Here is a 23457-nt window from a genome sequence, read left to right on the forward strand (position 1 = left end):
TCACAATGCAACTTGTAACTGCAACTGTTGCATTTATCTAGTAACTACGTATGTTACGTCTCTTGAGTAACACCGGTTGGGGTCAAACATGTCGGATCAGCGTCTTCTTGTCACTGTTCTTTCCGGCTTACGTGGCAGCATAACAGCGACCTTTGCACCTGAGCGGCCGCACAATCCGGAGGATACGAGATGAGCGGAAATCTCGGGGCCACATCATTGCGGCGCAAACGGCGCGCGTCCGATCCGATGCGCAGCTATGATGCTTTGCCAACACCGTTGCGGCATTGGCTGGCCAATGCAGCGCTGCCCTGGTCGCCAAGTTCGGCACGCAAGCTTTGGAAACAGGCACAGGCGCGCGGGCTCAGCACCGAAGACGCCCTTTCGCTTTTATCCCAGGCCGAGGCCAAGACACTCGCCCGCGACACCCAAACAAAACCAAATACGATCCATCCAAACCACTAAAGGACCCTTTATGTCACGCTTCATTCGTTTGGCAGCGACTGCTTCCATCCTGCTTTGTGCTGCTCTGCCGGCGGCCGCACAGGACGATACCCTGACGATCGCTGTCACTTTCGGCCCAAATGCCGAGATCCCAGACCCACGCGTTGGGTATAATGGCTGGATGTCCAACCAAACCGGCGTCACCGAAACGCTGATGGGAATTGACTACGATCTGAACCTCTATCCGCGTTTGGCCGAAAGCATCGCGCAGACCGCGCCAACGACTTGGCAAGTAACGTTGCGCGAGGGCCTGCGCTTTCATGACGGGTCCCCCGTGACGGCACAATCAGTGGTCGATGCAATTACGCCGATCTCGGACGAAGACCATCCAGCCTATAACGCACGTCTGGCAGGGCTGCTTCACCTGGCCGGGATCACAGCTGATGGCGATCAAACGGTGATCTTTGAAACAAATAGCCCCAATGCGGCGTTCCAATGGACACTTTCCGCACCTGGCGTGGCGATCCTTGGCGATGCGTCCGCGGATTTCCCGATCAACGCAACCGGCCCATATGTCTTCCGCGAAGCGATCCCTGATCAGCTTTATCGGGTCGAAGACAATGCTGATTATCGCCTTGGCATACCCGGGTTTGATGAAATTCACGTGCGCGCCGCTGCCGATCCGGCAACCGCCGCGCTGGCCTTTGAAGCAGGCGAGGTGGATATGGTGATCAACTACCCCGAAACCGATTTTGAGCGCATTCAGGAAACTGGCGCCTTGGGTTTTGCCTCACCAACCTCGCGGCTTTATTTCTATGCGCTCAACGCTGATAGCGGCCCCTTGGCCAATCCGCTGATCCGCAGGGCGGTTTCGATGGCGATTGACCGTCAGGGGATCGTGGATGCGGTTCTGTCGGGGGTCGGCGGTGTGCCTGCTGGCGCGATGTATCCGCAAAGCAGTGTCTGGGCGGTTGAAACCGATGTGACCTATGATCCGGTCAAAGCCGAGGAACTGCTGGCCGAAGCTGGCGCCGTCAAAGAAGGTGGGCGCTGGATGTTGGACGGGGCACCGATTGAGCTTGATATCGTGACTTACGCTTCGCGGGCGCCTTTGCCACCCTCGGCCGAGCTGACCCAGGCCTTCCTGCAGGCAATCGGCATCACATCGACCATCAGCATCGGCGAATATGGGGCCAGCCGGGACGCATTGGCCGCAGGCGAGGCCGACATGTTCTTGCAAGCCTGGGTGACCCTGCCACAGGGTGATCCCAGCGCGATCATGGAACTGCTATTGGCGTCCGAGGGCACATCAAATGCCGGGCAATACGCGAATGCAGCGCTTGATCAATTGCTTGCCGAAGGGCGCACCACATTCGACAGCGCCGCGCGGCAGGACATCTATGCGCAAGTACAGCAGATCGTGGCCGCCGAGGCGCCAATCATCCCGGTGTTTCATGTGGCCCAAGTTGTCGTGGCGCGTGACGGGCTGACTGGTTATCAGGTGCATCCAATTGAAAACTACTGGATTACACACGAGACCCGCTTCGCCGAATGACCATTATCGCGACTGGCCTGCGCTATGACTGCGCGGGCCGGACCATTCTACATCCGACCACTTTCAAGGCCACGCGTGGTGAACGTGTTGGTCTTGTTGGTGCGTCGGGGTCTGGAAAATCCACCTTGGGACATATCTTGGTCGACGCGTTGCAAGCAACCGGCAAAAGGGTGGCACATGTCCCGCAAAGCCCGGACGAAGCGCTCGACCCGCTGCGCAGCATGGCGTTTCACTGGCGCGAAGCAGAAAAGGCGCTGGGTCAGCCACCAAACCCGCTGCGCCAATCGGCACTGTTCACGGCGCTACGCATCACAGGCGGTGATCTGCGCAAACGCCCCTGGGGCTGGAGCCGCGGGATGCAACAGCGCTTTGTCATCGCCATGGCATTGCTGGGCACACCGGATCTTTTGGTCATGGATGAACCCACATCAGCGCTGGATCCGGTTGTCGCGGCACAGACGATGGGCCTTTTGGATCAAACGCTAGATGGGACTGATACGGCGCTGCTGTTGATCACACATGATCTTGGTCTCGCAGCCAGCCGGGTCACGCGGCTGATGGTGATGGATCAAGGCAGGATTGTTGAGGATGCGCCGACATCAACATTGCTCTCGGCACCGCAATCACAAGCCGCACGGGCGCTCTGCGCACATCGCAATTGGCTGGCCTTGCCATGTTAAGTGTCGATAACATCACCGTCATGCGGGGTCAGTCCGCAGTGTTGCAAGGGATCTCCCTGTCGCTTGCTGCGGGTAAAACACTGGCCGTTGTCGGGGAAAGCGGCGCGGGTAAATCAACACTGATCCAGGCCGTTTTGGGGCTTATTAGACCCACAACCGGGCACATTACCTGGCAAGGCACGCAGGTTCGAAACTGCCGGCCCGCCTTGGTCATGCAAGAGCCGCGCAGCGCGCTCAACCCCACGCTTTCGCTTTACCGGTCAGTCTGCGAACCGCTGGCGGCGCAACGAAAGCCTGTCGATGCAGACTGGCTTGAACGCCTGTGCAAGGGTCTTGAAATTGCGCCGGATTTGCTCAAACGCAAACCAACCGACGTGTCCATTGGGCAGGCCCAACGGGTTGGCATTTTGCGCGCATTGATCGCTGCTGCGCCACTGGTGCTTTTTGACGAGCCGCTCTCTGCACTTGATGCAGTGACCCAAAAACATACCGCCCGCCTCATCGCCGAGCTGCAAGCAGAAGAAGGGTTTGCCGCCCTGATCGTCACCCATGATCTGGGCTATGCAGCCGCCTATGCTGACGACATCGCCGTGCTGAAATCGGGGCGGCTCGAAGAGACGGGCAGCGCCAAAGCCTTCATCAGCGCGCCCCAAACCGCCTATGGCACAACATTGCGCGACGCCGCCTTTGCCCTTGGCGCATTGGAGCGGGTTGCGTGATAGGTCTGTTACTCAGCCTGATTTTACGGGCAGTGACCGTGTTAACCGGAACCGCGCTGGCCACATTTACGCTGCTATGGCACGCGCCCGGTGACCCGGCGCTCACCATCGCACTTGCGCGGTTCCAGGCCCAGGTTCCAGATGCCGTGATCGAACAGGTCCGGGCCGAGGCTGGTTTTGACGCAGGGTTTTGGCCTGCGTTCTTAAATTGGTTCGGGCCACTTCTGCGGGGCGATCTTGGGCAATCATCGGTGACAGGGCGGGACGTTTGGCCGGACCTGCTAACCGCAATGTTCTACACGATGCCGCTGGCACTGACGGCGTTGATCATCGGCATCTGCGCCGCGATCCCTCTGGCGCTATTGGCGACCCGCCATCCCGGGGGATGGCTTGACCGTTTTGCCATTGCGATTGCCTCTGTCGGCGCAGCCATCCCGCAATACTGGCTGGGTCTTCTGCTGATTCTGCTATTCGCAGTGCAATTGCAATGGCTGCCCGCCATCGGGGCCCGGACGACGGCGCATCTGGTCCTGCCTGCACTGACCCTTGGATTAACAGTGGCAGCCTCGTTGACGCGGATCATGCGCTCAGGCATTCTTGAGGCGCGCGGCCAGCCTTTTTTGCCCGCATTGGAACGCCGCGGCATCACCCAGCGGGGGATCGGGCGGGACCATATCGCACCACATGCAGCAATTCCGGTGATGACAGTGCTTGGCCTTGAGCTGGCCTTTCTTCTGGAAGGGGCCGTTCTGGTTGAGATCATCTTTGCCCGGCCGGGTCTCGGCAGCTTTCTTGTGCAAGCCATCCTGACACGGGATTTTCCCAAAGTGCAGGCGGTTGTGATCGTGGCTGCTTTGCTTTTCGTGATCATCAACCTGCTGATCGATCTGATCTACGCCCTGCTTGATCCCCGGATCGGGGAAACGCATGCGTAGCGTCGTCATTCTGGCAATTGTCTTGGCGGCGTTTGCGGGGCTGGGACCCATGCTCGCGCCTTATGATCCAACGGCGATCGACATTCCACACAGGCTCAGCGGCCCGCATGGCGCACACCCTTTGGGGACGGATGCGCTGGGGCGGGATATCCTGTCGCGATTGCTTTACGGGGCACGTTGGTCACTGGGTCTGGCCTTTTTCATTTCCGTGATGGGTCTGACAATCGGGACCATCATGGGGCTTGTGGCAGCGCAAGGCGGCAGGCTGGCTGATTGGATCGTCATGCGAACAACCGATACATTTCTCGCCTTCCCCGAGCTTGTTGCGGCCGTGGTCATCGCAGGGGTACTGGGCGCAGGCACAGGCAGCCTGATCTTTGCGCTGACAGTCACAGGCTGGATGCGCTACGCCCGGGTGGCACGGGGGATTGGCCTGTCGTTGCAAACGCGCGGCTATGTGGTGCAGGCAAAACTGGCAGGAATGTCCGCAATCGCGATCGCACGCTGGCATTATCTGCCTGCGCTGCTGCCATCTTGGGCGGTGGTGTGGACGGGCATGTTCGCGCGGGCCATCTTGGGGATCTCGGCATTGGGGTTTTTGGGCTTCGGGATGCAACCGCCACTGCCCGAATGGGGCACAATGCTGCTGGACGCACGCATCCACATGCGCTCCACCCCGTTACAAATGATCTGGCCGGGACTTGCGGTGGTGATCTGCGTGCTTGCAATCAACCTGACCGGAGACGCGCTCCGCGACGCGCTTGCAAAGGAAGACCAACAAGGATGAGCATCTCTGACCGCCCCAGCCTGGGCATCGGCCTGCGGGTTCTGTCGGGCATCCTTTTCACCGCGATGGTAGTTTGCGTCAAAGCGGTCAGCGACAGCGTGCCCGTGGGGCAAACCGTCTTTTTCCGATCATTCTTTGCACTGATCCCATTGGTGATCTTTCTGGCACTGCGGCAGGAATTTCCAAGTGGGCTTGCAACCCAAAGACCCGTTGGGCACCTGATAAGGTCTGGTTTCGGGGCAGCGGCAATGTTTGCATCCTTCGCATCCGTCGCGCGATTGCCCGTGGCCGAGGCCATCCTGATCGCGCAACTCGCGCCGCTCTTTACAGCAATCGCAGCTGTCGTGTTCCTGTCGGAAAAATTGACAGACTGGCGCATCGCGGGATTGGCGCTTGGGTTCACCGGGGTGATCGTCTTGGTCTGGCCAGAGCTTGGGGGCGGCACGCTGGATGGACGCCGCTTGTTTGGGATCGGGTTTGGGCTGCTGACGGCGGTTTTAACCGCATTTGCATTGATCATGGTGCGAAGCCTCAATCGTACCGAAAGCCCCGGCGCCATCGCATTTTACTTTGTTGTCGTCGCAATGATCGGCGGGCTGCTGAGCCTGCCATGGGGATGGGTGCTGCCGGATATGCAAACCATTCTGCTGCTGGTCCTGGCCGGGCTTTTCGGGGGGTTCGCGCATATCGCAATGACATTGTCATTCCGCTACGCCGAAGCATCCCGGCTGGCGCCGTTCGAATATATCACCCTCCTTTGGCCGGTCCTGGCTGACCTGTTGATATTTGGACTGACCTTAAGCAGCAGCTTTCTGTTCGCGCTTCCGCTTGTGCTAGGCGGGGCCGCCGTTGCTGCGGCCGAAAAACGACCTGCGAAAGCGCCCTAAACGGCAATATTGTCGATCAACCGGACCCCAGCCAACCAGGCGGCCGCGAATAGGCGCGCATCAGGTTTGGCATGCGGCAGCAGTGACAAATCTGTGCCATCGCGTAGTTCCAGATAATCAATGTCGGTAAAACCAGCGGCCTGAATGCGGGCCGTGGCATCTGCGATGATACCCGTCATCGCCGCCCCGCCGCGCAGCGCGTCGCGCATGTCGGTCATCACCTCGGCCAAGACAGGGGCGTGAATGCGCGAACGATCCGATAACAGCAGATTGCGCGATGACATGGCCAAACCATCCTCTTCGCGGATCGTGGGGCAGCCGATGACCTCTATCGGGATGTCCAGATCAGCGGCCAGGCGGCGGACCACCTGCAATTGCTGGTAGTCCTTTTCACCAAAGAATGCGTAATCAGCCGATGTTTGCAAGAACAGCTTTGGCACCACAGTCGCCACGCCATCAAAGTGGCCCGGGCGTGTGGCACCGCAGAGCATATCCGTCAAACCCGCAACCGTGACCGTCGTCGCGAACCCATCAGGATAGATCTGATCGGGTCCGGGGACATAGATCAGATCCACGCCGATGCTTTCCAGCTTGCGGGCGTCATCCTCTTCGGTGCGCGGATAGTTTTCCAGATCATCGGGATTATTGAACTGCTTGGGATTCACGAAAATCGTGACAATGACGCGGTCACATTTTTCCCGCGCCGCCCGGGCGAGCGACAAATGCCCCTGATGCAGCGCGCCCATCGTGGGCACCACGCCAATGGTCTGCCCAGCCTTGCGCCAGCCGGCGGTCACCGCACGCAGCCCGGCAAGCTGCCGTTCAATCGGGGCGATCACTTTGGGGCCTCATCGGCAAAGATATGTTCCGCGGCCGGAAAGGTGCGGGCGCGCACCTCGGCAGCATAGGCGGCAATCGCGGCAGCCCCCTCATCGCCCAGATGGGCATAGCGCTTGACGAATTTCGCCTTGAACGCCGTGAACAGGCCCAACATGTCATCGACAACCAAAATCTGACCGTCACAGCCTGCGCTGGCCCCAATACCAATGGTCGGAATGGGCAAAAGCGCCGTGATCTCATCGGCAAGGCTGGCCGGGACCTTCTCCAAAACGACCGCAAAAGCACCTGCGTCACTGACCGCCTGCGCATCGGCGATCAAAGCATCACGGGCGGCACCGCGCCCCTGCACCTTATAGCCGCCCAGCGTATTCACAGATTGCGGGGTCAGACCCACATGAGCCATCACCGGAATGCCGCGGGCCACCAGAAAGGCGATGGTGTCGGCCATCGCGACACCGCCCTCCAGCTTCACAGCACCCGCCCCCGTCTCGGCCATCAGGTGGGCCGCATTGCGAAACGCATGTTCGCGGCTTTCCTCATAAGACCCAAAGGGCATGTCGATGACCATCATAGCACTGGACAGGCCGCGGGCGACGGCCTGTCCATGCATGATCATCATCTCCATGGTCACACCCAGGGTCGAGGGCAGCCCATGCAGCACCATCCCCACGCTATCGCCCACCAGAACAAAATCGCAATGGTCATCCATCATCTGGGCCATGGGCGTTGTATAGGCGGTCAAACTGACCAACGGAGTCCCACCCTTCGCGGCCCGAATATCATCCGGCAGCGGGGCACGTTTCTTGGCTGTGGCGCTCATCTGAGGATCCCTCTTTTTGGCTGCGGGTCAGATAACAGGCAATCTGCGGGCTTGCTAGGCGGAAGCGGAAAAGCACCTTGGCGAACGTGGCGTCGGTGTTGCCGACAAAGCCACCGTCGGGAAAATGTCGTCCTAGTACTGTGAACCTGATCGACACCGATCAGCAACGCAGCTTTAGGCCTCGCGGGATAAGTCAGAGTGTCGGGGTGCGCTCGATTGAAACGTGAGACGAAAACCGTTGTCAAAGAGAGATTTTGCCTCCTGCCCCAAGTAATAAGAACCGGTCCGTTTGAACTGTTTCTTTGTCATCCTAGAAAGCGCACTAAAGACCGACTTCGACCAGTCATCCGTGAACGTGTTGGCCAATCGCCCTGAGATTAGACAGTCTTCTTGAGCAAAAATTCCACCTTCCTGCAGAACAACACATCTATCAACGTCCATAGGGGACAAGTCATACCTAATGCCGCCAGCTTTCAGCTTTATCGGCCGTGAGTTAGGCTCGTCTCCTTTTGGCACTAGTAGAATTGAACGACCTAAAAAGCCGCTTGGAGAAGTCCAGAAAAGGTCTATTTCAGAAGCTTCTGCACATACTTTGACTTTAGGACAATCGTAGCTCTCTAAGAAGGCATAGTTGTACTCGAAACTCTCTTCGAACTCTTTGCAAAGCTGTAGCATGTCGGTTGAGGTTGCATAAACCTCTACGGTTTGTCCGCGCATTCTTCGAATTCTCTCGGTTAAGAGTTTGATCCAATTGCTTTAGCCTTTTGGTCACCCTCACTCAATCGTCAAGGAGACCGTGGGCTCAAACCCAACTGCAGACCAAAACGCCTCTTCCTACCACCCCACTTGATTTGCCGCACGCTTCCGTCAAGACTGATCCCCGACAACCGGGGATGATTAACAATGACCTACGCACGCACTGGCCTGACAGCCGCACTCGCCCTTTGCGCCACAACGGCGCTGGCGCAAGACAGCATTACCGTGGCCATTCAGCTCGAGCCACCGAACCTCGACCCCACGGGCGGGGCGGCGCAGGCAATCGACAGTGTGCTTTATGCCAATGTCTTCGAAGGTCTGACCCGGTTTGATGCCAACGGGGCCATTCTGCCCGCGCTGGCGCGCAGCTGGGATATATCCGAGGAAGGTCTGGTCTACACCTTCACGCTTGCCGATGGGGTCAGCTTCCATGACGGCACCACCATGGACGCCGAAGACGTCAAATTCAGCCTTGATCGCGCCCGGGCCGAAGATAGCACCAACGCGCAAAAGGGCCTGTTTGAAGGGATCACCGATGTAACGGTCATCGACCCACAAACGGTGCAGGTCACGCTTGCCCAGCCGAATGGGAATTTCCTGTTTAACCTCGCATGGGGTGACGCGGTGATCGTGGCGCCGGAAAGCATTGCCGATATTGCCAGCAGTCCCATCGGGACCGGCCCGTTCACCTTCGCCGATTGGGTACAAGGCGACCGGATCGAACTGACGCGCAACGCCGATTACTGGGGTGCTGCCCCTGCACTGGAAAGCGCCACCTTCCGGTTCATCGCCGACCCGACCGCCGCCTTTGCCGCCGTGATGGCCGAGGACGTGGACGCCTTCATCGGTTTCCCCGCCCCCGAAAACCTGCCGCAATTCGAGGCAGACCCCCGGTTCCAGGTCCTCGTTGGGAACACCGAGGGCGAAACGATTCTGTCCACCAACAACAAGATGCCGCCCTTCGACAACGTATTGGTCCGACAAGCCGTGGCGCACGCCATAGACCGGCAAGCGATCATCGACGGGGCGATGTTCGGGCTCGGCACGCCCATCGGCACGCATTTCGCACCGCACAACCCCGACTATGTCGATCTGCTGGGCAACTCCCCCTACGACCCCGAACGGGCCAAGGAACTGCTGGCCGAAGCAGGCTTCGCCGACGGCTTCACCACCACCCTGAAACTGCCCCCACCCTCCTACGCACGGCGCGGGGGCGAGATTATCGCGAGCCAATTGCGCGCGGTCGGGATCGAAACCGAAATCAGCAACGTCGAATGGGCGCAATGGATCGAGGACGTCTTCACCAACAAGGACTTCGGCCTGTCCATCGTCAGCCATACCGAACCCATGGATATCGGGATCTACGCCAACCCGGACTACTATTTCCAATACGATAACCCGGATTTCCAGACCCTGATGGAGACACTCAACGCCACAACAGACCCTGCAACGCGCAGCGATCTGCTGAAACAAGCGCAAACCATCATCTCAGAAGATTACGTCAACGGCTACCTCTTCGAACTAGCGGTCGCCACTGTTGCTAAGGCAGAAATCCAAGGGCTCTGGGTCAATCAACCCACCGCAGCGGTTGACCTGACCGGCGTCAGTTGGGCGAATTAAACCTTGCTGATCCGCCCCGAAACGCCCGCCAACATCGATGTGATCCATGACCTGACCCAAGCGGCCTTTGCCCCAAAGGCGTTCAGCGACGGCACCGAAGGGCCGATCATCAACGCCATGCGCGACGCAGGTGATCTGACGCTGTCACTGGTGGCAGAAGACGCCGGCACCATCATCGGCCATGTGGCCTTCTCGCCCGCCCACATCAGCGAGGCGGCGGGTGACTGGTACGGGCTTGGCCCGATCTCCGTCCGCGAAGACCGACAGGGGCAAGGCATCGGGCGCGCGCTGATCGAGGCAGGCATCGCCACGCTTGCGGAACAAGGTGCCGCCGGATGCGTGTTAACCGGGAACCCGAATATCTACCAACGCATCGGCTTCCGCTCTGATGGGAACTTGCATCACGCAGGCACCGAAGACCGGCACGTCCATTGGCGGCTGATCAACGGTGCCGCACCCAAAGGGCAGCTTCGCTTTGCCCCAGCCCTAGACGCGGCCTGATGATCCGCTACGCCGCAGGCCGCCTGACATCGCTTGTGATCAGCCTCTTCGTGGCCTCCATCGTTATTTTCGCCGTGATCGAGGTGATCCCCGGCGACCCCGCGGCCTTCATGCTGGGGGTGAACGCACGGCCCGATACCATCGCGGCACTCCGGGCCGAAATGGGGCTGGATCAGTCTCTAACACGGCGATATTTCGATTGGATCACGGGATTACTGCAAGGCGACTTCGGCCAATCCTGGACCTATAAAACCCCCGTCGCGGACCTGATCAGCGACCGGATCTGGGTCTCGCTCCCCCTCGCTGTCTACGCCCTGATCCTGTCCACACTCATCGCCTTCCCTGCCGGAATCTACGCGGCCAGCCGCCGTGGGGGCGCAGGCGATGTGACCATCATGGGGGCCACACAACTAGGCGTCGCCATCCCCAATTTCTGGTTTGCGATGATCCTTGTGCTAATTTTCGCCATCAACCTGCGCTGGTTCAGCGCGGGCGGCTTCCCCGGCTGGGACAACCCCGTTCAAGCGCTGAAATCCCTGACCCTCCCCGCCATCGCCTTGGCGCTACCGCAAGCCGCGATCCTTGCACGGGTCATGCGCTCATCCCTCCTGGATATGCTGGGCGAAGACTTCATCCGCACCGCCCGCGCCAAGGGGCTGTCCCGCCGCCAAGCCCTCTGGAAACATGCGGTACGCAACGCGCTGATCCCGGTGCTGACCATCATCGGATTGCAATTCTCATTCCTGCTGGCAGGCGGGATCATCATCGAACAAATCTTCTTCCTCCCGGGCCTCGGACGGCTGATTTTCCAATCCATCAGCGCGCGTGACCTGATCGTGGTGGAAAGCGTGGTGATGCTGCTGGTCTTCACCGTGATCATGGTGAATTTCCTGGTCGATCTGGCCTATGCGGCCGTTGATCCGCGCTTGCGATCCAAAGCATGAACCGCAATCTGATCATCGGCACGGCCCTGACGGCGGTCTTCATCACGCTGGCGATGCTGTCGTTCATCTGGACGCCTTACAACATCGAAACCCTCGACATCGCAAACAAACTACAATCGCCAAACAGCGCCTATCTGCTTGGCACCGATCACTTTGGGCGGGACATCCTGTCGATGATCATGATGGGCGCGCGCACCTCGCTGGCTGTGGCCTTTGTGGCCGTGGGCATCGGCATCGGGCTCGGCGTCCCGTTGGGACTTCTCGCGGCGGCACGGCATGGATCACTGTTGGACGAGATCATCATGCGCGGCAATGACCTTGTCTTTGCCTTCCCGTCACTGGTCATCGCGATCCTGATTACCGCCGTCTTCGGGGCCTCGGCAACCAACGCCATCATCGCCATCGGCATCTTCAATATCCCCGTTTTCGCGCGGCTGACACGCGGGGCGGCACTGCCTTTGTGGGAGCGTGACTTCATCCTCGCCGCCCGCGTCTGCGGCAAGTCCGCTACGCGCATATCGGTGGAACATATCATGCCGAACATCACGAACCTGATGATCGTCCAAGGGACCATCCAATTCTCGCTGGGCATCCTGGCCGAGGCCGCCCTGTCCTACATCGGCCTTGGCGCGCAACCCCCCACCGCCAGTTGGGGGCGGATGCTGGCCGACGCACAAACCTTGGTCAGCATCGCGCCCCACACAGCCCTCGTGCCCGGCTTTGCGATCCTGCTGATGGTGTTGGGGCTGAACCTGATGGGCGACGGTCTGCGCGACTGGCTCGACCCGCGCCTCCGGGTGATGCGGACATGAGCCTGCTGAGCATCAAAGACCTGTCCCTGTCCATCAGCGACACCGATATCCTGCATGACGTGGATATCGCCATGGCCGCCGGAGACATCGTGGCGATCACCGGCGAAAGCGGCTCTGGCAAATCCATGACCGCGCTCAGCGTGATGGGCCTGCTGCCGCGCGCGGCCAAAACCGGCGGCAGTGTCGTGCTGGATGGTGTCGATATCCTGCAAACGTCCGAACCCGATCTGTGCCAGATGCGCGGGAACACCATGGGGATGGTGTTCCAAGAACCCATGACCGCCCTGAACCCGGTGCAAACCATCGGCGCGCAGGTGGCCGAAACGATCCTGATCCACGAAAAGACAAGCAAGGCTGCCGCGCACGAACGCGCGGCGCAAATGCTGGAACGGGTCGGGCTGAAAGTCCCATCCAGCCGCTACCCGCACGAACTCTCCGGTGGACAACGCCAGCGGGTCGTCATCGCCATGGCTATCGCACTGCGGCCCAAACTGCTGATCGCGGATGAGCCGACAACCGCGCTTGATGTGACCACCCAGGCCCGCATCCTCGACCTGCTCCGCGACCTCGTGCGTGAATTTGACATGGGGCTGCTGATCATCACCCACGATCTGGCCGTGGTGGCCGATATCGCTGACACAATCGTCGTGATGCAAAACGGGCGCGTGGTCGAAAGCGGCCCGACGGCGCATTTGCTGCAAAATATGCAGCATCCCTACACGAAAGCGCTGTTTGCCGCCTCAACCCATCAGGTTTCGCTGTCTGTACGTACAGATTCTGTACAGCTTTTGTACGCCAAAAATATCGTCCGGGATTATCCGTTGCCACGGCAAAATATCCTCGGAGAACGCCCTAAATTTCGGGCGCTGGACGATGTCAGCTTCCACATCGCACACGGCGAACGGGTGGGTCTTGTCGGCGAAAGCGGATGCGGAAAATCGACACTCACACGGGCTATTTTAGGGTTAGAAGACGTCCAAGACGGCGAAATCCGACTGGACGGCGTACCCGTGTTCACCGGCAAAAAGCCCAACCTCTCGGTCCGCCGCAAAATGCAAGTCGTCTTCCAAGACCCCTACAGCAGCTTCAACCCCCGCCACAAGGTCGACCGACTGATCACAGAACCCTTCCACCTGCTGGAAAATCCACCCACAGGTAAGGCGCGTGAGACCGCGATTTCCAAAGCATTACAAGACGTTGGCCTGTCTTCTGACGACGCGGGAAAGTACATCCACGAATTCTCGGGCGGCCAACGACAGCGCATCGCCATCGCGCGCGCATTGATCATAGAGCCTGCGTTGATCATCTTCGACGAAGCCGTCAGCGCGCTGGATGTCTCCGTTCGGGCACAAGTGCTTGATCTAATTGCAGATATCTGCGGAAAACGGCAATTGGCCTATCTGTTTATCAGCCATGATCTGTCGGTAGTGCGCAGTGTCACAGACCGCGTCCTGGTCATGAAATCAGGGAAGATCGTGGAGCAAGGCGACACCGAAATCGTCTTTTCCAACCCGCAACATGCCTACACAAAATCGCTTATCGCAGCGGCACCGCAACTGCCAGAGGTCACCCATGCCACTGAAAATGTTTGATATTCCAGAGGTCTCGCATTTGATCGGCGGGGCTTGGATTCGTGGCGAGGCCCCGATCCAAGTCATGGATCCATCAACCTCTGTGCCCATATCCACCATTGCCCGGGGTACTGCGCAAGACATCGACGCAGCCGTGCAGGCCGCGCAAGATGCATTGGCGTCCGATTGGGGCCGCATGACCGCACGTGATCGGGGGCGGATATTGACCAGGATCGGACAGGCCGTGCTGGAACATATTGAAACCCTTGCCGAAGTTGAGGCACGGGACGTTGGTAAACCCCTGACACAGGCCCGCGCCGATGCGGTCGCTTTGGCCCGTTACATGGAATTTTACGGCGGCTCGACCGATAAAATCACAGGCGAAACAATACCTTATCTGGATGGCTATACCGTTTACACCCTGCGCGAGCCGCATGGTGTGACCGGCCATATCATCCCATGGAACTATCCGATGCAGATCATCGGGCGCTCGGTCGGGGCGGCGCTGGCCATGGGCAACGCCTGCGTGCTGAAACCGGCCGAAGACGCCTGTTTAACAGCGCTCGCCTTCGCCCAAATCGCCTTGGATGCAGGCCTACCGCCCGGTGCGTTGAATGTGGTTACGGGGCTGGGGTCCGAGGCTGGTGCTGCCCTCGCCGCGCATCCCGGCATCGCGCATATGTCCTTCACCGGATCGGTGCGCACCGGTGAGATGATACAGGCAGCTGCCGCCAAAAATGTGATCCCCGTCACGCTGGAATTGGGCGGGAAATCCCCGCAGTTGGTCTTTGATGACGCAGACCTTGATCGGGCGCTCCCGTTCCTTGTGAGTGCCGGCATTCAGAATGCGGGGCAGACCTGTTCGGCCTCCAGCCGTATTCTGGTGCAGCGCGGGGTCTATGACGACGTGGTCGCCCGTATGTCTGAGGCATATCAATCGCTTAAGGTTGGACCCGCCATAGATGATCTGGATGTCGGCCCGCTGATTTCGGCCCGGCAAAAAGAGATCGTGACCGGCTTTTTGGCGCAAGGCCGCGACCGGACGATGGCCGCCCAGGGGCAGATCGTGACGGATGCCAAAGGGCACTATGTCGCGCCGACTTTGTTCAAAGACGTACCCTATGATCATCCGCTCGCCCGTGACGAAATCTTTGGTCCGATCCAGGTGATCATCCCCTTTGAGGATGAGGAAGACGCGTTGCGGATCGCCAACAGCACCGATTACGGCCTTGTCGCTGCGGTCTGGACCAAAGACGGCGGGCGGCAGATGCGGCTGGCGAAGGCGTTGAAATCGGGACAGGTCTTTATCAACAATTATGGCGCAGGCGGCGGGGTAGAGCTGCCCTTTGGCGGGGTCGGGAAATCGGGCCATGGGCGCGAAAAAGGGTTTGAGGCGCTTTATGGCTTCTCTACCCTAAAAACCGTGGCGGCATGGCATGGGTGATAATATGAGGCTGGCAGACAAAACAGCACTCGTGACCGGTGGCGGGTCGGGGTTTGGCGCGGGTATTGCCCGGAAATTCGCGGCCGAAGGGGCCAAGGTTTATGTGGTGGATATTGACGCCGATGCGGCGCAGACTATCGCGACCGAGATCGATAGCGCGGCGATTGCCTGCGATGTCTCAGACGCGAAATCAGTCTCTAACATGGCCAAAACCGTATTGCAGACAGGCAATCTGGATATCCTAGTGAACAACGCGGGCGTCACCCATTTACCCAGTGCGTTAGAGGATGTTAGCGAAGCGGACTTTGATCGGGTTTGCAATGTGAACATGAAATCCGTCTACCTGACCGCCCGTGCCTTTGTGCCGCATTTCAAAGCGCGCAAATCGGGTGCGATCCTGAATATCGCTTCAACGGCCGGGGTGTCGCCGCGTCCGCGATTGAATTGGTATAACGCCTCCAAGGGCTGGATGATCACGGCGACCAAGACAATGGCGGTGGAACTGGCCCCCGATGGCATCCGCGTCAACGCGTTGAATCCGGTCGCGGGCGAAACGCCGTTACTGAAATCTTTCATGGGCGAGGATACCCCTGACATGCGCGCCAAGTTCATATCGACCATCCCCATCGGGCGGTTTTCAACACCGGAAGACATGGGTAATGCGGCCTGTTTTCTCTGCTCGGATGAGGCCAGCATGATCACAGGCGTGGCAATGGAGGTAGACGGTGGACGCTGCATATAAAACGGGCCCAAAGAACCTGATCACAGATGTCGCCCGCCTGAAGGTCGGCAATGCGCAGGATGATCTGCTGAAATCTGGCACGACGGTGCTGACAGCGGACGCTCCGTTTACGGCCAGCGTGCATGTGATGGGCGGTGCGCCCGGCACGCGCGAGACGGATCTTCTGGCCCCCGATCGGACAGTCACCCGAGTGGATGCACTGGTGTTGTCGGGTGGCTCCGGCTTTGGGCTTGATGCGGGGTCTGGTGTGGCGGATGGGTTACGCGATATGGGGCGCGGATATCAGATTGGTGACATGCATGTGCCGATTGTACCGGGGGCGATTATCTTTGATCTGATCAATGGCGGCGACAAAGGCTGGACCGAAAACCCCTATCGCGCGCTGGGAAAAGCGGCCTTGGCAGATGCTTCATCGGACTTTCCGCTCGGCACCACTGGCGCAGGCACCGGCGCGCTTTGCGCGATGCAGAAGGGCGGGCTGGGATCGGCCTCAATGGTGTTGCCGGATGGGGTGACCGTTGGCGCGTTGGTTGTGACCAACCCGCTTGGCAGCGTGACCACGCCCGGTGATCGGCATTTCTGGGGTGCTGCCTTTGAAATGGATGGCGAATTTGGCGGCGTTGGCCCGGACACCGCCAGCGGGCTTGTCGCGCAGGAGCCCAGCCGGAAAAACGCGGCCATGATGCAGGCCGTCACCGAGCGGATGAACACGACCATTGCCATCGTCGCCACCGATGCCCCGCTGAGCAAGGCGCAATGCCATCGCTTTGCCGTTACTGCCCATGACGGGATCGCCCGTGCGGTGGTCCCAGCCCATACCCCGCATGACGGGGATCTGGTGTTTGGCGTGGCAACCGGGGTGCCTGAGGGCGTTGATCGGGATGTGATGCGCGCGGTAGGTGCTGCCGGGGCGGTCTGCCTGACCCGCGCGATCTGCCGGGCCGTGTATGAGGCGACACCGGCCAAGGGGGACATCCTGCCTACCTATCGCGAGGTCTGACGCGCCCTGATCCGCCAGGCTTTTCGCGTGATGATGACTTTGACGGTTGCGGCGATAACCGCTGCGCAAAGCAGGGTCTTTGTGACCGTCTCCATCGTGCCGTAGATCAAGACCGCATGCGGTACGGTACCGACAATGGCCAAGCTGACCAAAACCGTATGCCCAAAGCGCCAATACCTGAGCGGGATACGTTTACGCATTGCAGCCCAAAGCGCCGCCACAAACACCGCCCACATCGCCAGCAGCCCCCAAACTGCAAACGGTGTCGGGGATCGCATAAGCAAGACGTCAATCACATCTGGGGGGCTGGTGATCCAAAGACCCACGACATGCAAAATGACAGCCCCCACCAGCAAAACGCCGCCCCACCGGTGCAGCATACGCCCGCGTGAAGGCGGCAAGCCTGGCAATAGCCCTGCCACCAAAAGCGGCTGGGCCAGCATGATCGCCAACCCGATAATGCCCGCAAAGCCCGCCATGATATAGACCGGGTCCCGCCATTCCAGCAAAGGGCTGAAAGCGGCAAATACCAGCGGTACGATCATAAGCACGGCGAACACCGCCCAAATCAAAAGCGCCTTTGGGCGAAACATCTAGCGCAGTTCCAGCTATGTTAGGCGGGTTGCAACACAAAATCCGCGTTCAGCGTCGTATCGCGGGGGCTGTTCAAGAGCGGGCGCAAAAACACTGTTTCGAATTCCGGGCTGTCATAAGCCAGATGCGCATGTGCTTGACCAAAGGCGGCCACGATTTGCGGCATCTCAAGCCGGTATTCGCCATTTGCGTCGGTCAGTGTTGCACCGTGGCTGTGGGCATCGCGTTCATGCCCTTCGGTCGTGTGCGCCCAGACCTGGATGCGCTGTCCCGGCAATGGCGCACCGTCGCCCGCACGGCGCACCGTGCCGGTCATCCAGAAACCGCCGCCGCCGATCCTTTCAACCACCGGCGCGCCGGGCCGGTAGTTATTCGCACCGCCCCGCATTGTTTGGGTCGGTGCAAGACCCGCTGCCTGCGCGGGCGTCAGAAGCCCGGTGGACAGCGCTGCACCAGAGGCTGCGATCATGGTACGGCGGGTAATCAGGGAATTCGGCATGTGACATCTCCGTGGTAGAGGCTGACTTTCCCCTTATTTAGCACATCGCCCAAAGATTCCGAGTCCGCCGCACCCCCCACCTGCCTCAATCATTTGTGAGGAAGCGATCTTACGGCCGCTTCCCGCCGGTTTTTTGCATACGCGCATGGCGCAGCGCCCGGATGTCATCGGTATGAACAGCCGGGGCAGGGGTGGTTTGCGCTTTGCGCTGGCCTGAGGATTTTCCTGCGTAATGTTCCCATGTCAGCACAGCGGTTGCGAAATACCAACTTGAGGCCCAGGCCATGATCAGTGTGCCCCGCAGAGCGGTCCAGGGGGCCAGATCGGTCTGGAATGGAAGCGCTTCGCCTTCTTTCAGGGCGATAACCAAGGCAGCCATGAGGCCAAGCAGTGTCCAGATTTCACCAAAGAATGAGAACATGTGCCCGCTGAACATCCATATCGCCATGATGATGCTAAGCCCGATAATGCCGCGCCCAAAGCCAAAGAAGGCCCTATAGTCCCAGCCGCCTGGGCCCGTGGATGCCGCAGCCGCAGCAAGCGGCACAGCAAAGGCGGCAGAGGTCAACGCAACAGGTGCCAAAAAGCCCATCAAGATCGCGCTACGGTAGGGCGATGTCCCAAAGACACCAGCAAATAGCGCCAATGGATCAATAGGCATGCCCGCCGCTGTCGCAGCCCAGACAATGCCGGTCATGACGGCGTTCACCAATACACCAACGATCAGAAAGATGACGCTGAAGTAAAGACAGACGGTCAACAAGGTGCCGCCGCTGATCGGCTGCGTATAGCCACGCGCGAAAAGCGCACAGCGCAGCCCCATGAGGCTAAGCCAGACACTGATCATGCCAGGCACCAGCCAGCCCACGAAGGGGAAGATGCTAAAGATTGAAAGGACCACCGCGCCGATCCCCAAAAAGGGAAGTAAAATCAAGTAACGCCAGAAGGTGGATAATGAAAGTGGAAGTGCTTTGATAAATATAAACATGTTATATAGGTAAGTATTACTGACTTAAATTCAAGACCCGCGTCTGAACGTTCATCAACCTTTACCACAAACGAAAACGGGCGCTGACCCGCGTCAGCGCCCGTTCTTGGGTCTATAGAACCTGTTTTAGTTCAGCGCTTGATCCGTGATCACGCTGGTCCACGCGCCTTCGGGCTGCGCTGTAATCACCGGATCAGACCCGCCCGCCAGCAGCGTATCAACGGTGCGCTGGAAATCAGCTTCGGCCAGTGAACCGTCAGATCCTGCCGTCAGTTTAGCAATCTCGCCCATCATGCGGATCTGTGCGGCCTCGGACTGGGCGCCAGTTTCATCATATTCAATGATGATCCCTGCGGCCTCTTCTGGGTTTTCCTCGGCCCATTTCCAGCCTTCCATCGACGCGCGCACAAAGCGAACCATCTTGTCGACGAACACCGGATCTTCCAGGTTTTCCTCAAGCGCATAGATGCCGTCTTCCAATGTCGCAACACCCTGGTCTTCGTATTTAAAGGTGATCAGCTCGTCCTCAGAGACACCTGCATCCAGTACCTGACCATATTCATTGTAAGTCATGGTTGAGATGCAATCAGCCTGGCGCTGCAACAGCGGGTCGACGTTGAAGCCCTGTTTCAGAACAGTCACGCCCTCTTCCCCGCCATCCGTTGGAATGCCCACCTGGCTCATCCACGACAGGAACGGATATTCATTGCCGAAGAACCAAACGCCGATGGTCTTGCCGCGGAAATCCTCGACAGTCTCAATCCCGGTGTCTTTCCAGCAGGTCAGCATCAGACCAGAGGTCTTGAACGGCTGGGCGATATTGACCACAGGCAGACCCTTTTCGCGGGCGGCCAATGCCGAAGGCATCCAGTTCAGCATCACATCCGCACCACCACCGGCAAGCACTTGGGGCGGGGCAATATCAGGGCCACCGGGCAGGATGGTGACGTTCAGCCCTTCTGCCTCATAGAACCCTTGATCCAGCGCTACATAGTAGCCCGCGAACTGGGCTTGCGTGACCCATTGCAGCTGCAGTGTCACATCATTGGCATGGCCATCGGCTTGCGCCATCCCACCCAAACCGGTGGCAAGTGCCGCCGCTAACATTAACTTTTTCATTTTTGACCTCCAAGTCAGTTACACCCTCGTCCCGGGGCTTTTGGTTATTTGCGTTGCGATGGGTGCCAAAAGGTCACCCGCCCCTCAATCCATGCCATCAATCCGTAGAATGCACTGCCAGCCAGTGCGGCGACGACAATCTCGGCCCAGACCATATCAAGCGCAAGCTGCCCGACGCTGGTCGATATCCGAAAGCCCATGCCCACAGTGGGAGAGCCGAAAAATTCAGCAACAATCGCCCCGATCAGCGCCAAAGTTGTCGCGATCTTAAGTCCATTGAAAATGAATGGCATCGCGGCGGGCAGGCGCAGTTTGAACAGCGTTGGCCAATAGCCCGCCCCATAGGTGCGCATCAGGTCCCGTTGCATTGCAGTCGTGTCCCGTAGCCCGGCCACGGTGTTCACCAGGATCGGGAAAAACACCATCACAGCGACAACGGCCGCCTTGGATTCCCAATCACTGCCGAGCCATTTCACGAAAATTGGTGCGGTACCTACGATAGGCAACGCGGCCATAAATCCGCCAACGGGCAGAATGCCGCGGGTTAAAAAGTCAGACCTGTCCGCGATGATCGCCACGACAAAGGCCGCAAAGGCCCCGATGACGTAGCCGGTCATCGCCCCCTTGATGATGGTCTGTTCAAAATCCACCCAGAGCGTTGGCAGCTCTCGCGCGAACCGGCTGGCAATGGCCGTGGGCGCGGGCAGGATGATGGGGCTGATCTCAAGCAAGCGCACCAGCAATTCCCACATGATCAGCAGGGTCAGACCAAAGATCGCAGGGACCAATAGCTGCACTGCGCGGGTTTTTGCAGCCGGGCTGGCCGCAAGCCGGGCGTTGATGAACCACCCCGTTCCCCAAACGGCCAATGCGCTGATGATCGCTGTTCCGGTCATGCGGCTTGCATCCCCATCCGGCGGAGCGTTAGCCGCTCCAACAAGCTGAACAATCCGACCAAAGCCGCCGCCGTGATGGCTGCGGCAAACAAGGCCGCCCAGGTCACCATCGGCTGCCCATATTGATCCCCGACCAACATCCGCGCACCAAAGCCCGCACGGGCACCTGTTGGCAGCTCAGCCACAATCGCCCCAACAAGCGAGGCGGATATCCCGATCTTCAACGAAGCAAACAGATAAGGGACCGAAGCAGGCAAACGCAGCTTCCAAAACCCCTGCGCCGCACTGGCGTGATAGGTGCGCAGCAGGTCCAACTGCATCCCATCAGGACTACGTAGCCCTTTGACCATGCCGACAACTACGGGAAAGAAGCTCAGATAAGCGCTGATAATCGCCTTGGGCAGCAGGCCTTGGATGCCGATGGACCCGAGCATCACGATGATCATCGGGGCGAGCGCCAGAATAGGGATGGTCTGGCTGGCAATGGCCCAAGGCATCACACTCATATCCATGGCGCGATTATAGACAATGCCCACAGCTAACAGGATGCCTAGCGACGTCCCAATCGCAAAACCCAGTAGTGTTGCCGAAAGCGTCACCCAGCCATGATAGACCAGTGACCGGCGCGATGTGACGTTCTGCAAGACAATCGTCTTCCACATCTCAGCGCCGACTTGATGGGGCGACGGCAGGCGGGGGCGCTCCAACGTATAGGTCATGCCAAACAGATGGGTATTGCGCAGGGCGAGTCCGATACCCGACATCTCTTGCCGCGCGGCGGGCGTGTCGGGGCTGACGGTGATGTCCTGACGCTGGGCCAAATCTGCGGTCAGATGCATGTTCATTGGCACCACAGCGACGATCCAGGACACAAGGATCGCACCGACCACTGTCAGGACAGGCAGCACAGACTTCATGCGCGCCACTCCATCTTGATTTCAACGACACCATCTTCGCCGCACCAAGGCTCACCCACTTGTTGAAACCCTTCGCGAGCGTAAAACGCATGCGCGCGCTTATTTGGCAAATGTGTATGTAGCTGAAGGCGTGGGCGGCCCTGCTTGGCCTGCGTGAGCAATCGGGCGCCAAGCCCGGCGCCAGGTTGGCCCACATAAAACCCCCATATGTGGTTTTCTTCTGGATCGAGCGATAGATACCCCAGGACTGGGTCGCCAATCACGTAAGCCTCGCGGGTTGGCAAACCCTCGGTCAGCAGCGTTTCAAGATCCGCGCGCGTTATGCTGCGCGGCATCCATGTGGTGTTGTCAATCCAAGCATCCACGATCCCTGCACAAGCCGGACCGTCTTGCGCTGTTGCCCGGCGAATTGGGGCCACGTTAATCATCCACATGCCCCGCGCGCAGCCCGTCGCGGACGCGGTGTGCAATCTCAATGAATTCCTTGCTGTCCCGAATATCCAGCGGACGCTCTTTGGGCAGTGGGCTGTCGATCACATCCGTGATGCGGCCCGGGCGCGGGGACATGACGACAATCTTGGTCGAGAGATAAACAGCCTCGGGGATAGAGTGGGTCACAAAGCCGATGGTCTTTTCGGTGCGCGCCCAAAGCTGCAACAACTGCTCATTCAAGTGATCGCGGACGATCTCATCAAGCGCACCAAAGGGTTCATCCATCAGCAGGATATCCGCGTCAAAGGCCAGAGCACGCGCTATCGAGGCCCGCTGCTGCATCCCCCCCGACAATTGCCAAGGAAATTTCTTCTCAAACCCGGCCAAATCGACCAGCTCCAGGACGCGCTTAACCCGTTCAGCCTGATCGCCCTTTGCAAAGCCCATGATTTCAAGTGGCAGCCGGATATTGCCGCCAATCGTGCGCCATGGATACAGGCCAGCGGCCTGAAACACATAGCCATAAGCACGGGCGCGGCGGGCCTGATCAGGGGTCATGCCATTCACGGTCAATTCGCCCCCAGTTGGCGTTTCCAGCCCAGCGATGCAGCGCAGGAACGTGGTCTTACCACAGCCTGAGGGGCCGATAAAACTGACGAAGTCGCCTTTGTTAATATCCAAATTTACGCCTTTCAGCGCATGGACTGGCCCGTCATTCGTTTCGAATGTAAGATCGACGTTGGTTGCAATTACCACATTCATGATTTGCGATTCAGCTTCGTAGTGTTCATTCAAGACAGCTCACATATGCAGTGGTAGATGCGCGGTCTGTAGCATCCCTAAATCGCGAAAATAGCACTGTGATTTCGGAACGGTCCAAACCAGTCCATTCAACCAATTCGGCATACATTTTGTGCGGGTACCCAAGAAGGTTATTCATAGAATTATTGGCTAAGTG

At 59.0% G+C, this 23457-nt stretch carries 26 protein-coding genes; 15 read left to right on the forward strand and 11 right to left on the reverse strand.

What is annotated here, in order from left to right; translation table 11 throughout:
- Nucleotides 1-189: 189 nt before the first annotated feature.
- Genes AABB29_RS05835 through AABB29_RS05865 form a run of 7 tightly spaced genes read left to right on the forward strand, consistent with a single transcriptional unit; the run spans nucleotide 190 to nucleotide 6004 of the window.
- On the forward strand, nucleotides 190-462 hold the full coding sequence (locus AABB29_RS05835; RefSeq protein ID WP_341367832.1) for a DUF6525 family protein: 273 nt from the start codon (nucleotides 190-192) through the stop codon (nucleotides 460-462).
- A gap of 10 nt (nucleotides 463-472) precedes the next feature.
- Nucleotides 473-1996, forward strand: coding sequence for an ABC transporter substrate-binding protein (locus AABB29_RS05840; RefSeq protein WP_341367831.1), 1524 nt, complete (start codon nucleotides 473-475; stop codon nucleotides 1994-1996).
- Nucleotides 1993-2676, forward strand: coding sequence for an ATP-binding cassette domain-containing protein (locus AABB29_RS05845; protein WP_341367830.1), 684 nt, complete (start codon nucleotides 1993-1995; stop codon nucleotides 2674-2676). The genes AABB29_RS05840 and AABB29_RS05845 overlap by 4 nt, the downstream gene beginning before the upstream one ends.
- Nucleotides 2670-3395, forward strand: a complete 726-nt coding sequence (locus tag AABB29_RS05850; protein WP_341367829.1) for an ATP-binding cassette domain-containing protein — start codon at nucleotides 2670-2672, stop codon at nucleotides 3393-3395. The genes AABB29_RS05845 and AABB29_RS05850 overlap by 7 nt, the downstream gene beginning before the upstream one ends.
- A gap of 38 nt (nucleotides 3396-3433) precedes the next feature.
- Entirely contained in the window at nucleotides 3434-4330 is an 897-nt protein-coding gene (locus AABB29_RS05855; RefSeq protein WP_373636822.1) for an ABC transporter permease, read from the forward strand.
- Complete coding sequence (locus AABB29_RS05860; protein WP_341367827.1) at nucleotides 4323-5117, forward strand: ABC transporter permease; 795 nt, start codon at nucleotides 4323-4325, stop codon at nucleotides 5115-5117. The genes AABB29_RS05855 and AABB29_RS05860 overlap by 8 nt, the downstream gene beginning before the upstream one ends.
- Nucleotides 5114-6004 carry a DMT family transporter gene (locus AABB29_RS05865; protein ID WP_341367826.1) on the forward strand — a complete coding sequence of 297 codons (891 nt, stop codon included), beginning with the start codon at nucleotides 5114-5116 and terminating at the stop codon, nucleotides 6002-6004. Before AABB29_RS05860 ends, AABB29_RS05865 begins: the two co-directional genes overlap by 4 nt.
- Here AABB29_RS05865 and panC read toward each other — a convergent pair.
- From panC to AABB29_RS05880, 3 genes are all read right to left on the reverse strand, one after another.
- Complete coding sequence (panC, locus tag AABB29_RS05870) at nucleotides 6001-6843, reverse strand: pantoate--beta-alanine ligase (RefSeq protein ID WP_341367825.1); 843 nt, start codon at nucleotides 6841-6843, stop codon at nucleotides 6001-6003. The two genes, AABB29_RS05865 and panC, sit on opposite strands and share 4 nt — an antisense overlap.
- Complete coding sequence (gene panB / locus AABB29_RS05875; protein WP_341367824.1) at nucleotides 6840-7664, reverse strand: 3-methyl-2-oxobutanoate hydroxymethyltransferase; 825 nt, start codon at nucleotides 7662-7664, stop codon at nucleotides 6840-6842. The genes panC and panB overlap by 4 nt, the downstream gene beginning before the upstream one ends.
- A 174-nt stretch (nucleotides 7665-7838) precedes the next feature.
- A complete protein-coding gene (locus AABB29_RS05880) occupies nucleotides 7839-8381 on the reverse strand; it encodes a hypothetical protein (RefSeq protein WP_341367823.1) in 543 nt (180 codons plus the stop codon).
- 186 nt (nucleotides 8382-8567) lie between these two features.
- Between AABB29_RS05880 and AABB29_RS05885 the strand changes: the two genes are divergently transcribed.
- Genes AABB29_RS05885 through AABB29_RS05920 form a run of 8 tightly spaced genes read left to right on the forward strand, consistent with a single transcriptional unit; the run spans nucleotide 8568 to nucleotide 17054 of the window.
- Nucleotides 8568-10040, forward strand: a complete 1473-nt coding sequence (locus AABB29_RS05885) for an ABC transporter substrate-binding protein (RefSeq protein ID WP_341367822.1) — start codon at nucleotides 8568-8570, stop codon at nucleotides 10038-10040.
- A gap of 3 nt (nucleotides 10041-10043) precedes the next feature.
- Nucleotides 10044-10541, forward strand: a complete 498-nt coding sequence (locus AABB29_RS05890) for an N-acetyltransferase (RefSeq protein ID WP_341367821.1) — start codon at nucleotides 10044-10046, stop codon at nucleotides 10539-10541.
- Entirely contained in the window at nucleotides 10541-11485 is a 945-nt protein-coding gene (locus AABB29_RS05895) for an ABC transporter permease (protein WP_341367820.1), read from the forward strand. Before AABB29_RS05890 ends, AABB29_RS05895 begins: the two co-directional genes overlap by 1 nt.
- On the forward strand, nucleotides 11482-12297 hold the full coding sequence (locus AABB29_RS05900; RefSeq protein WP_341367819.1) for an ABC transporter permease: 816 nt from the start codon (nucleotides 11482-11484) through the stop codon (nucleotides 12295-12297). The genes AABB29_RS05895 and AABB29_RS05900 overlap by 4 nt, the downstream gene beginning before the upstream one ends.
- The gene (locus AABB29_RS05905; RefSeq protein WP_341367818.1) at nucleotides 12294-13889 is read left to right on the forward strand and encodes a dipeptide ABC transporter ATP-binding protein; all 1596 of its coding nucleotides are present in this window, start codon (nucleotides 12294-12296) and stop codon (nucleotides 13887-13889) included. The genes AABB29_RS05900 and AABB29_RS05905 overlap by 4 nt, the downstream gene beginning before the upstream one ends.
- Complete coding sequence (locus tag AABB29_RS05910) at nucleotides 13870-15312, forward strand: aldehyde dehydrogenase family protein (RefSeq protein WP_341367817.1); 1443 nt, start codon at nucleotides 13870-13872, stop codon at nucleotides 15310-15312. Before AABB29_RS05905 ends, AABB29_RS05910 begins: the two co-directional genes overlap by 20 nt.
- A 4-nt stretch (nucleotides 15313-15316) precedes the next feature.
- Complete coding sequence (locus AABB29_RS05915) at nucleotides 15317-16054, forward strand: glucose 1-dehydrogenase (RefSeq protein WP_341368998.1); 738 nt, start codon at nucleotides 15317-15319, stop codon at nucleotides 16052-16054.
- Nucleotides 16038-17054 carry a P1 family peptidase gene (locus tag AABB29_RS05920; protein ID WP_341367816.1) on the forward strand — a complete coding sequence of 339 codons (1017 nt, stop codon included), beginning with the start codon at nucleotides 16038-16040 and terminating at the stop codon, nucleotides 17052-17054. The genes AABB29_RS05915 and AABB29_RS05920 overlap by 17 nt, the downstream gene beginning before the upstream one ends.
- Here the strand turns inward: AABB29_RS05920 and AABB29_RS05925 are convergent.
- From AABB29_RS05925 to AABB29_RS05960, 8 genes are all read right to left on the reverse strand, one after another.
- On the reverse strand, nucleotides 17039-17647 hold the full coding sequence (locus AABB29_RS05925; protein ID WP_341367815.1) for a ferric reductase-like transmembrane domain-containing protein: 609 nt from the start codon (nucleotides 17645-17647) through the stop codon (nucleotides 17039-17041). The two genes, AABB29_RS05920 and AABB29_RS05925, sit on opposite strands and share 16 nt — an antisense overlap.
- A gap of 20 nt (nucleotides 17648-17667) precedes the next feature.
- Nucleotides 17668-18147, reverse strand: a complete 480-nt coding sequence (locus AABB29_RS05930) for a twin-arginine translocation pathway signal (RefSeq protein WP_341367814.1) — start codon at nucleotides 18145-18147, stop codon at nucleotides 17668-17670.
- 109 nt (nucleotides 18148-18256) lie between these two features.
- Nucleotides 18257-19081: a hypothetical protein gene (locus AABB29_RS05935; protein WP_373636823.1), complete on the reverse strand. Its 825-nt coding sequence runs from the start codon at nucleotides 19079-19081 to the stop codon at nucleotides 18257-18259.
- 180 nt (nucleotides 19082-19261) lie between these two features.
- Nucleotides 19262-20254: an ABC transporter substrate-binding protein gene (locus AABB29_RS05940; RefSeq protein ID WP_341367812.1), complete on the reverse strand. Its 993-nt coding sequence runs from the start codon at nucleotides 20252-20254 to the stop codon at nucleotides 19262-19264.
- A gap of 44 nt (nucleotides 20255-20298) precedes the next feature.
- Nucleotides 20299-21150, reverse strand: a complete 852-nt coding sequence (locus AABB29_RS05945; RefSeq protein ID WP_341367811.1) for an ABC transporter permease — start codon at nucleotides 21148-21150, stop codon at nucleotides 20299-20301.
- A complete protein-coding gene (locus tag AABB29_RS05950; RefSeq protein WP_341367810.1) occupies nucleotides 21147-22067 on the reverse strand; it encodes an ABC transporter permease in 921 nt (306 codons plus the stop codon). Before AABB29_RS05950 ends, AABB29_RS05945 begins: the two co-directional genes overlap by 4 nt.
- A complete protein-coding gene (locus AABB29_RS05955) occupies nucleotides 22064-22495 on the reverse strand; it encodes a GNAT family N-acetyltransferase (protein WP_341367809.1) in 432 nt (143 codons plus the stop codon). Before AABB29_RS05955 ends, AABB29_RS05950 begins: the two co-directional genes overlap by 4 nt.
- Nucleotides 22488-23261: an ABC transporter ATP-binding protein gene (locus AABB29_RS05960; protein WP_373636903.1), complete on the reverse strand. Its 774-nt coding sequence runs from the start codon at nucleotides 23259-23261 to the stop codon at nucleotides 22488-22490. The genes AABB29_RS05955 and AABB29_RS05960 overlap by 8 nt, the downstream gene beginning before the upstream one ends.
- Nucleotides 23262-23457: the final 196 nt, after the last annotated feature.

The organism is Yoonia sp. BS5-3 (assembly GCF_038069655.2).
In the GTDB taxonomy this organism is placed as follows: domain Bacteria; phylum Pseudomonadota; class Alphaproteobacteria; order Rhodobacterales; family Rhodobacteraceae; genus Yoonia; species Yoonia phaeophyticola.

Coding starts and splice junctions, on each gene's coding strand:
- AABB29_RS05895 (WP_341367820.1), top strand. CDS start 10,541: ATGATCCGCTACGCCGCAGGCCGCCTGACATCGCTTGTGATCAGCCTC.
- AABB29_RS05865 (WP_341367826.1), top strand. CDS start 5,114: ATGAGCATCTCTGACCGCCCCAGCCTGGGCATCGGCCTGCGGGTTCTG.
- AABB29_RS05840 (WP_341367831.1), top strand. CDS start 473: ATGTCACGCTTCATTCGTTTGGCAGCGACTGCTTCCATCCTGCTTTGT.
- AABB29_RS05900 (WP_341367819.1), top strand. CDS start 11,482: ATGAACCGCAATCTGATCATCGGCACGGCCCTGACGGCGGTCTTCATC.
- AABB29_RS05905 (WP_341367818.1), top strand. CDS start 12,294: ATGAGCCTGCTGAGCATCAAAGACCTGTCCCTGTCCATCAGCGACACC.
- AABB29_RS05880 (WP_341367823.1), bottom strand. CDS start 8,381: ATGCGCGGACAAACCGTAGAGGTTTATGCAACCTCAACCGACATGCTA.
- panB (WP_341367824.1), bottom strand. CDS start 7,664: ATGAGCGCCACAGCCAAGAAACGTGCCCCGCTGCCGGATGATATTCGG.
- AABB29_RS05955 (WP_341367809.1), bottom strand. CDS start 22,495: ATGATTAACGTGGCCCCAATTCGCCGGGCAACAGCGCAAGACGGTCCG.
- AABB29_RS05850 (WP_341367829.1), top strand. CDS start 2,670: ATGTTAAGTGTCGATAACATCACCGTCATGCGGGGTCAGTCCGCAGTG.
- AABB29_RS05945 (WP_341367811.1), bottom strand. CDS start 21,150: ATGACCGGAACAGCGATCATCAGCGCATTGGCCGTTTGGGGAACGGGG.
- AABB29_RS05915 (WP_341368998.1), top strand. CDS start 15,317: ATGAGGCTGGCAGACAAAACAGCACTCGTGACCGGTGGCGGGTCGGGG.
- AABB29_RS05910 (WP_341367817.1), top strand. CDS start 13,870: ATGCCACTGAAAATGTTTGATATTCCAGAGGTCTCGCATTTGATCGGC.
- AABB29_RS05940 (WP_341367812.1), bottom strand. CDS start 20,254: ATGAAAAAGTTAATGTTAGCGGCGGCACTTGCCACCGGTTTGGGTGGG.
- AABB29_RS05930 (WP_341367814.1), bottom strand. CDS start 18,147: ATGCCGAATTCCCTGATTACCCGCCGTACCATGATCGCAGCCTCTGGT.
- AABB29_RS05845 (WP_341367830.1), top strand. CDS start 1,993: ATGACCATTATCGCGACTGGCCTGCGCTATGACTGCGCGGGCCGGACC.
- AABB29_RS05835 (WP_341367832.1), top strand. CDS start 190: ATGAGCGGAAATCTCGGGGCCACATCATTGCGGCGCAAACGGCGCGCG.
- AABB29_RS05860 (WP_341367827.1), top strand. CDS start 4,323: ATGCGTAGCGTCGTCATTCTGGCAATTGTCTTGGCGGCGTTTGCGGGG.
- AABB29_RS05960 (WP_373636903.1), bottom strand. CDS start 23,261: ATGAATGTGGTAATTGCAACCAACGTCGATCTTACATTCGAAACGAAT.
- AABB29_RS05950 (WP_341367810.1), bottom strand. CDS start 22,067: ATGAAGTCTGTGCTGCCTGTCCTGACAGTGGTCGGTGCGATCCTTGTG.
- AABB29_RS05885 (WP_341367822.1), top strand. CDS start 8,568: ATGACCTACGCACGCACTGGCCTGACAGCCGCACTCGCCCTTTGCGCC.
- AABB29_RS05925 (WP_341367815.1), bottom strand. CDS start 17,647: ATGTTTCGCCCAAAGGCGCTTTTGATTTGGGCGGTGTTCGCCGTGCTT.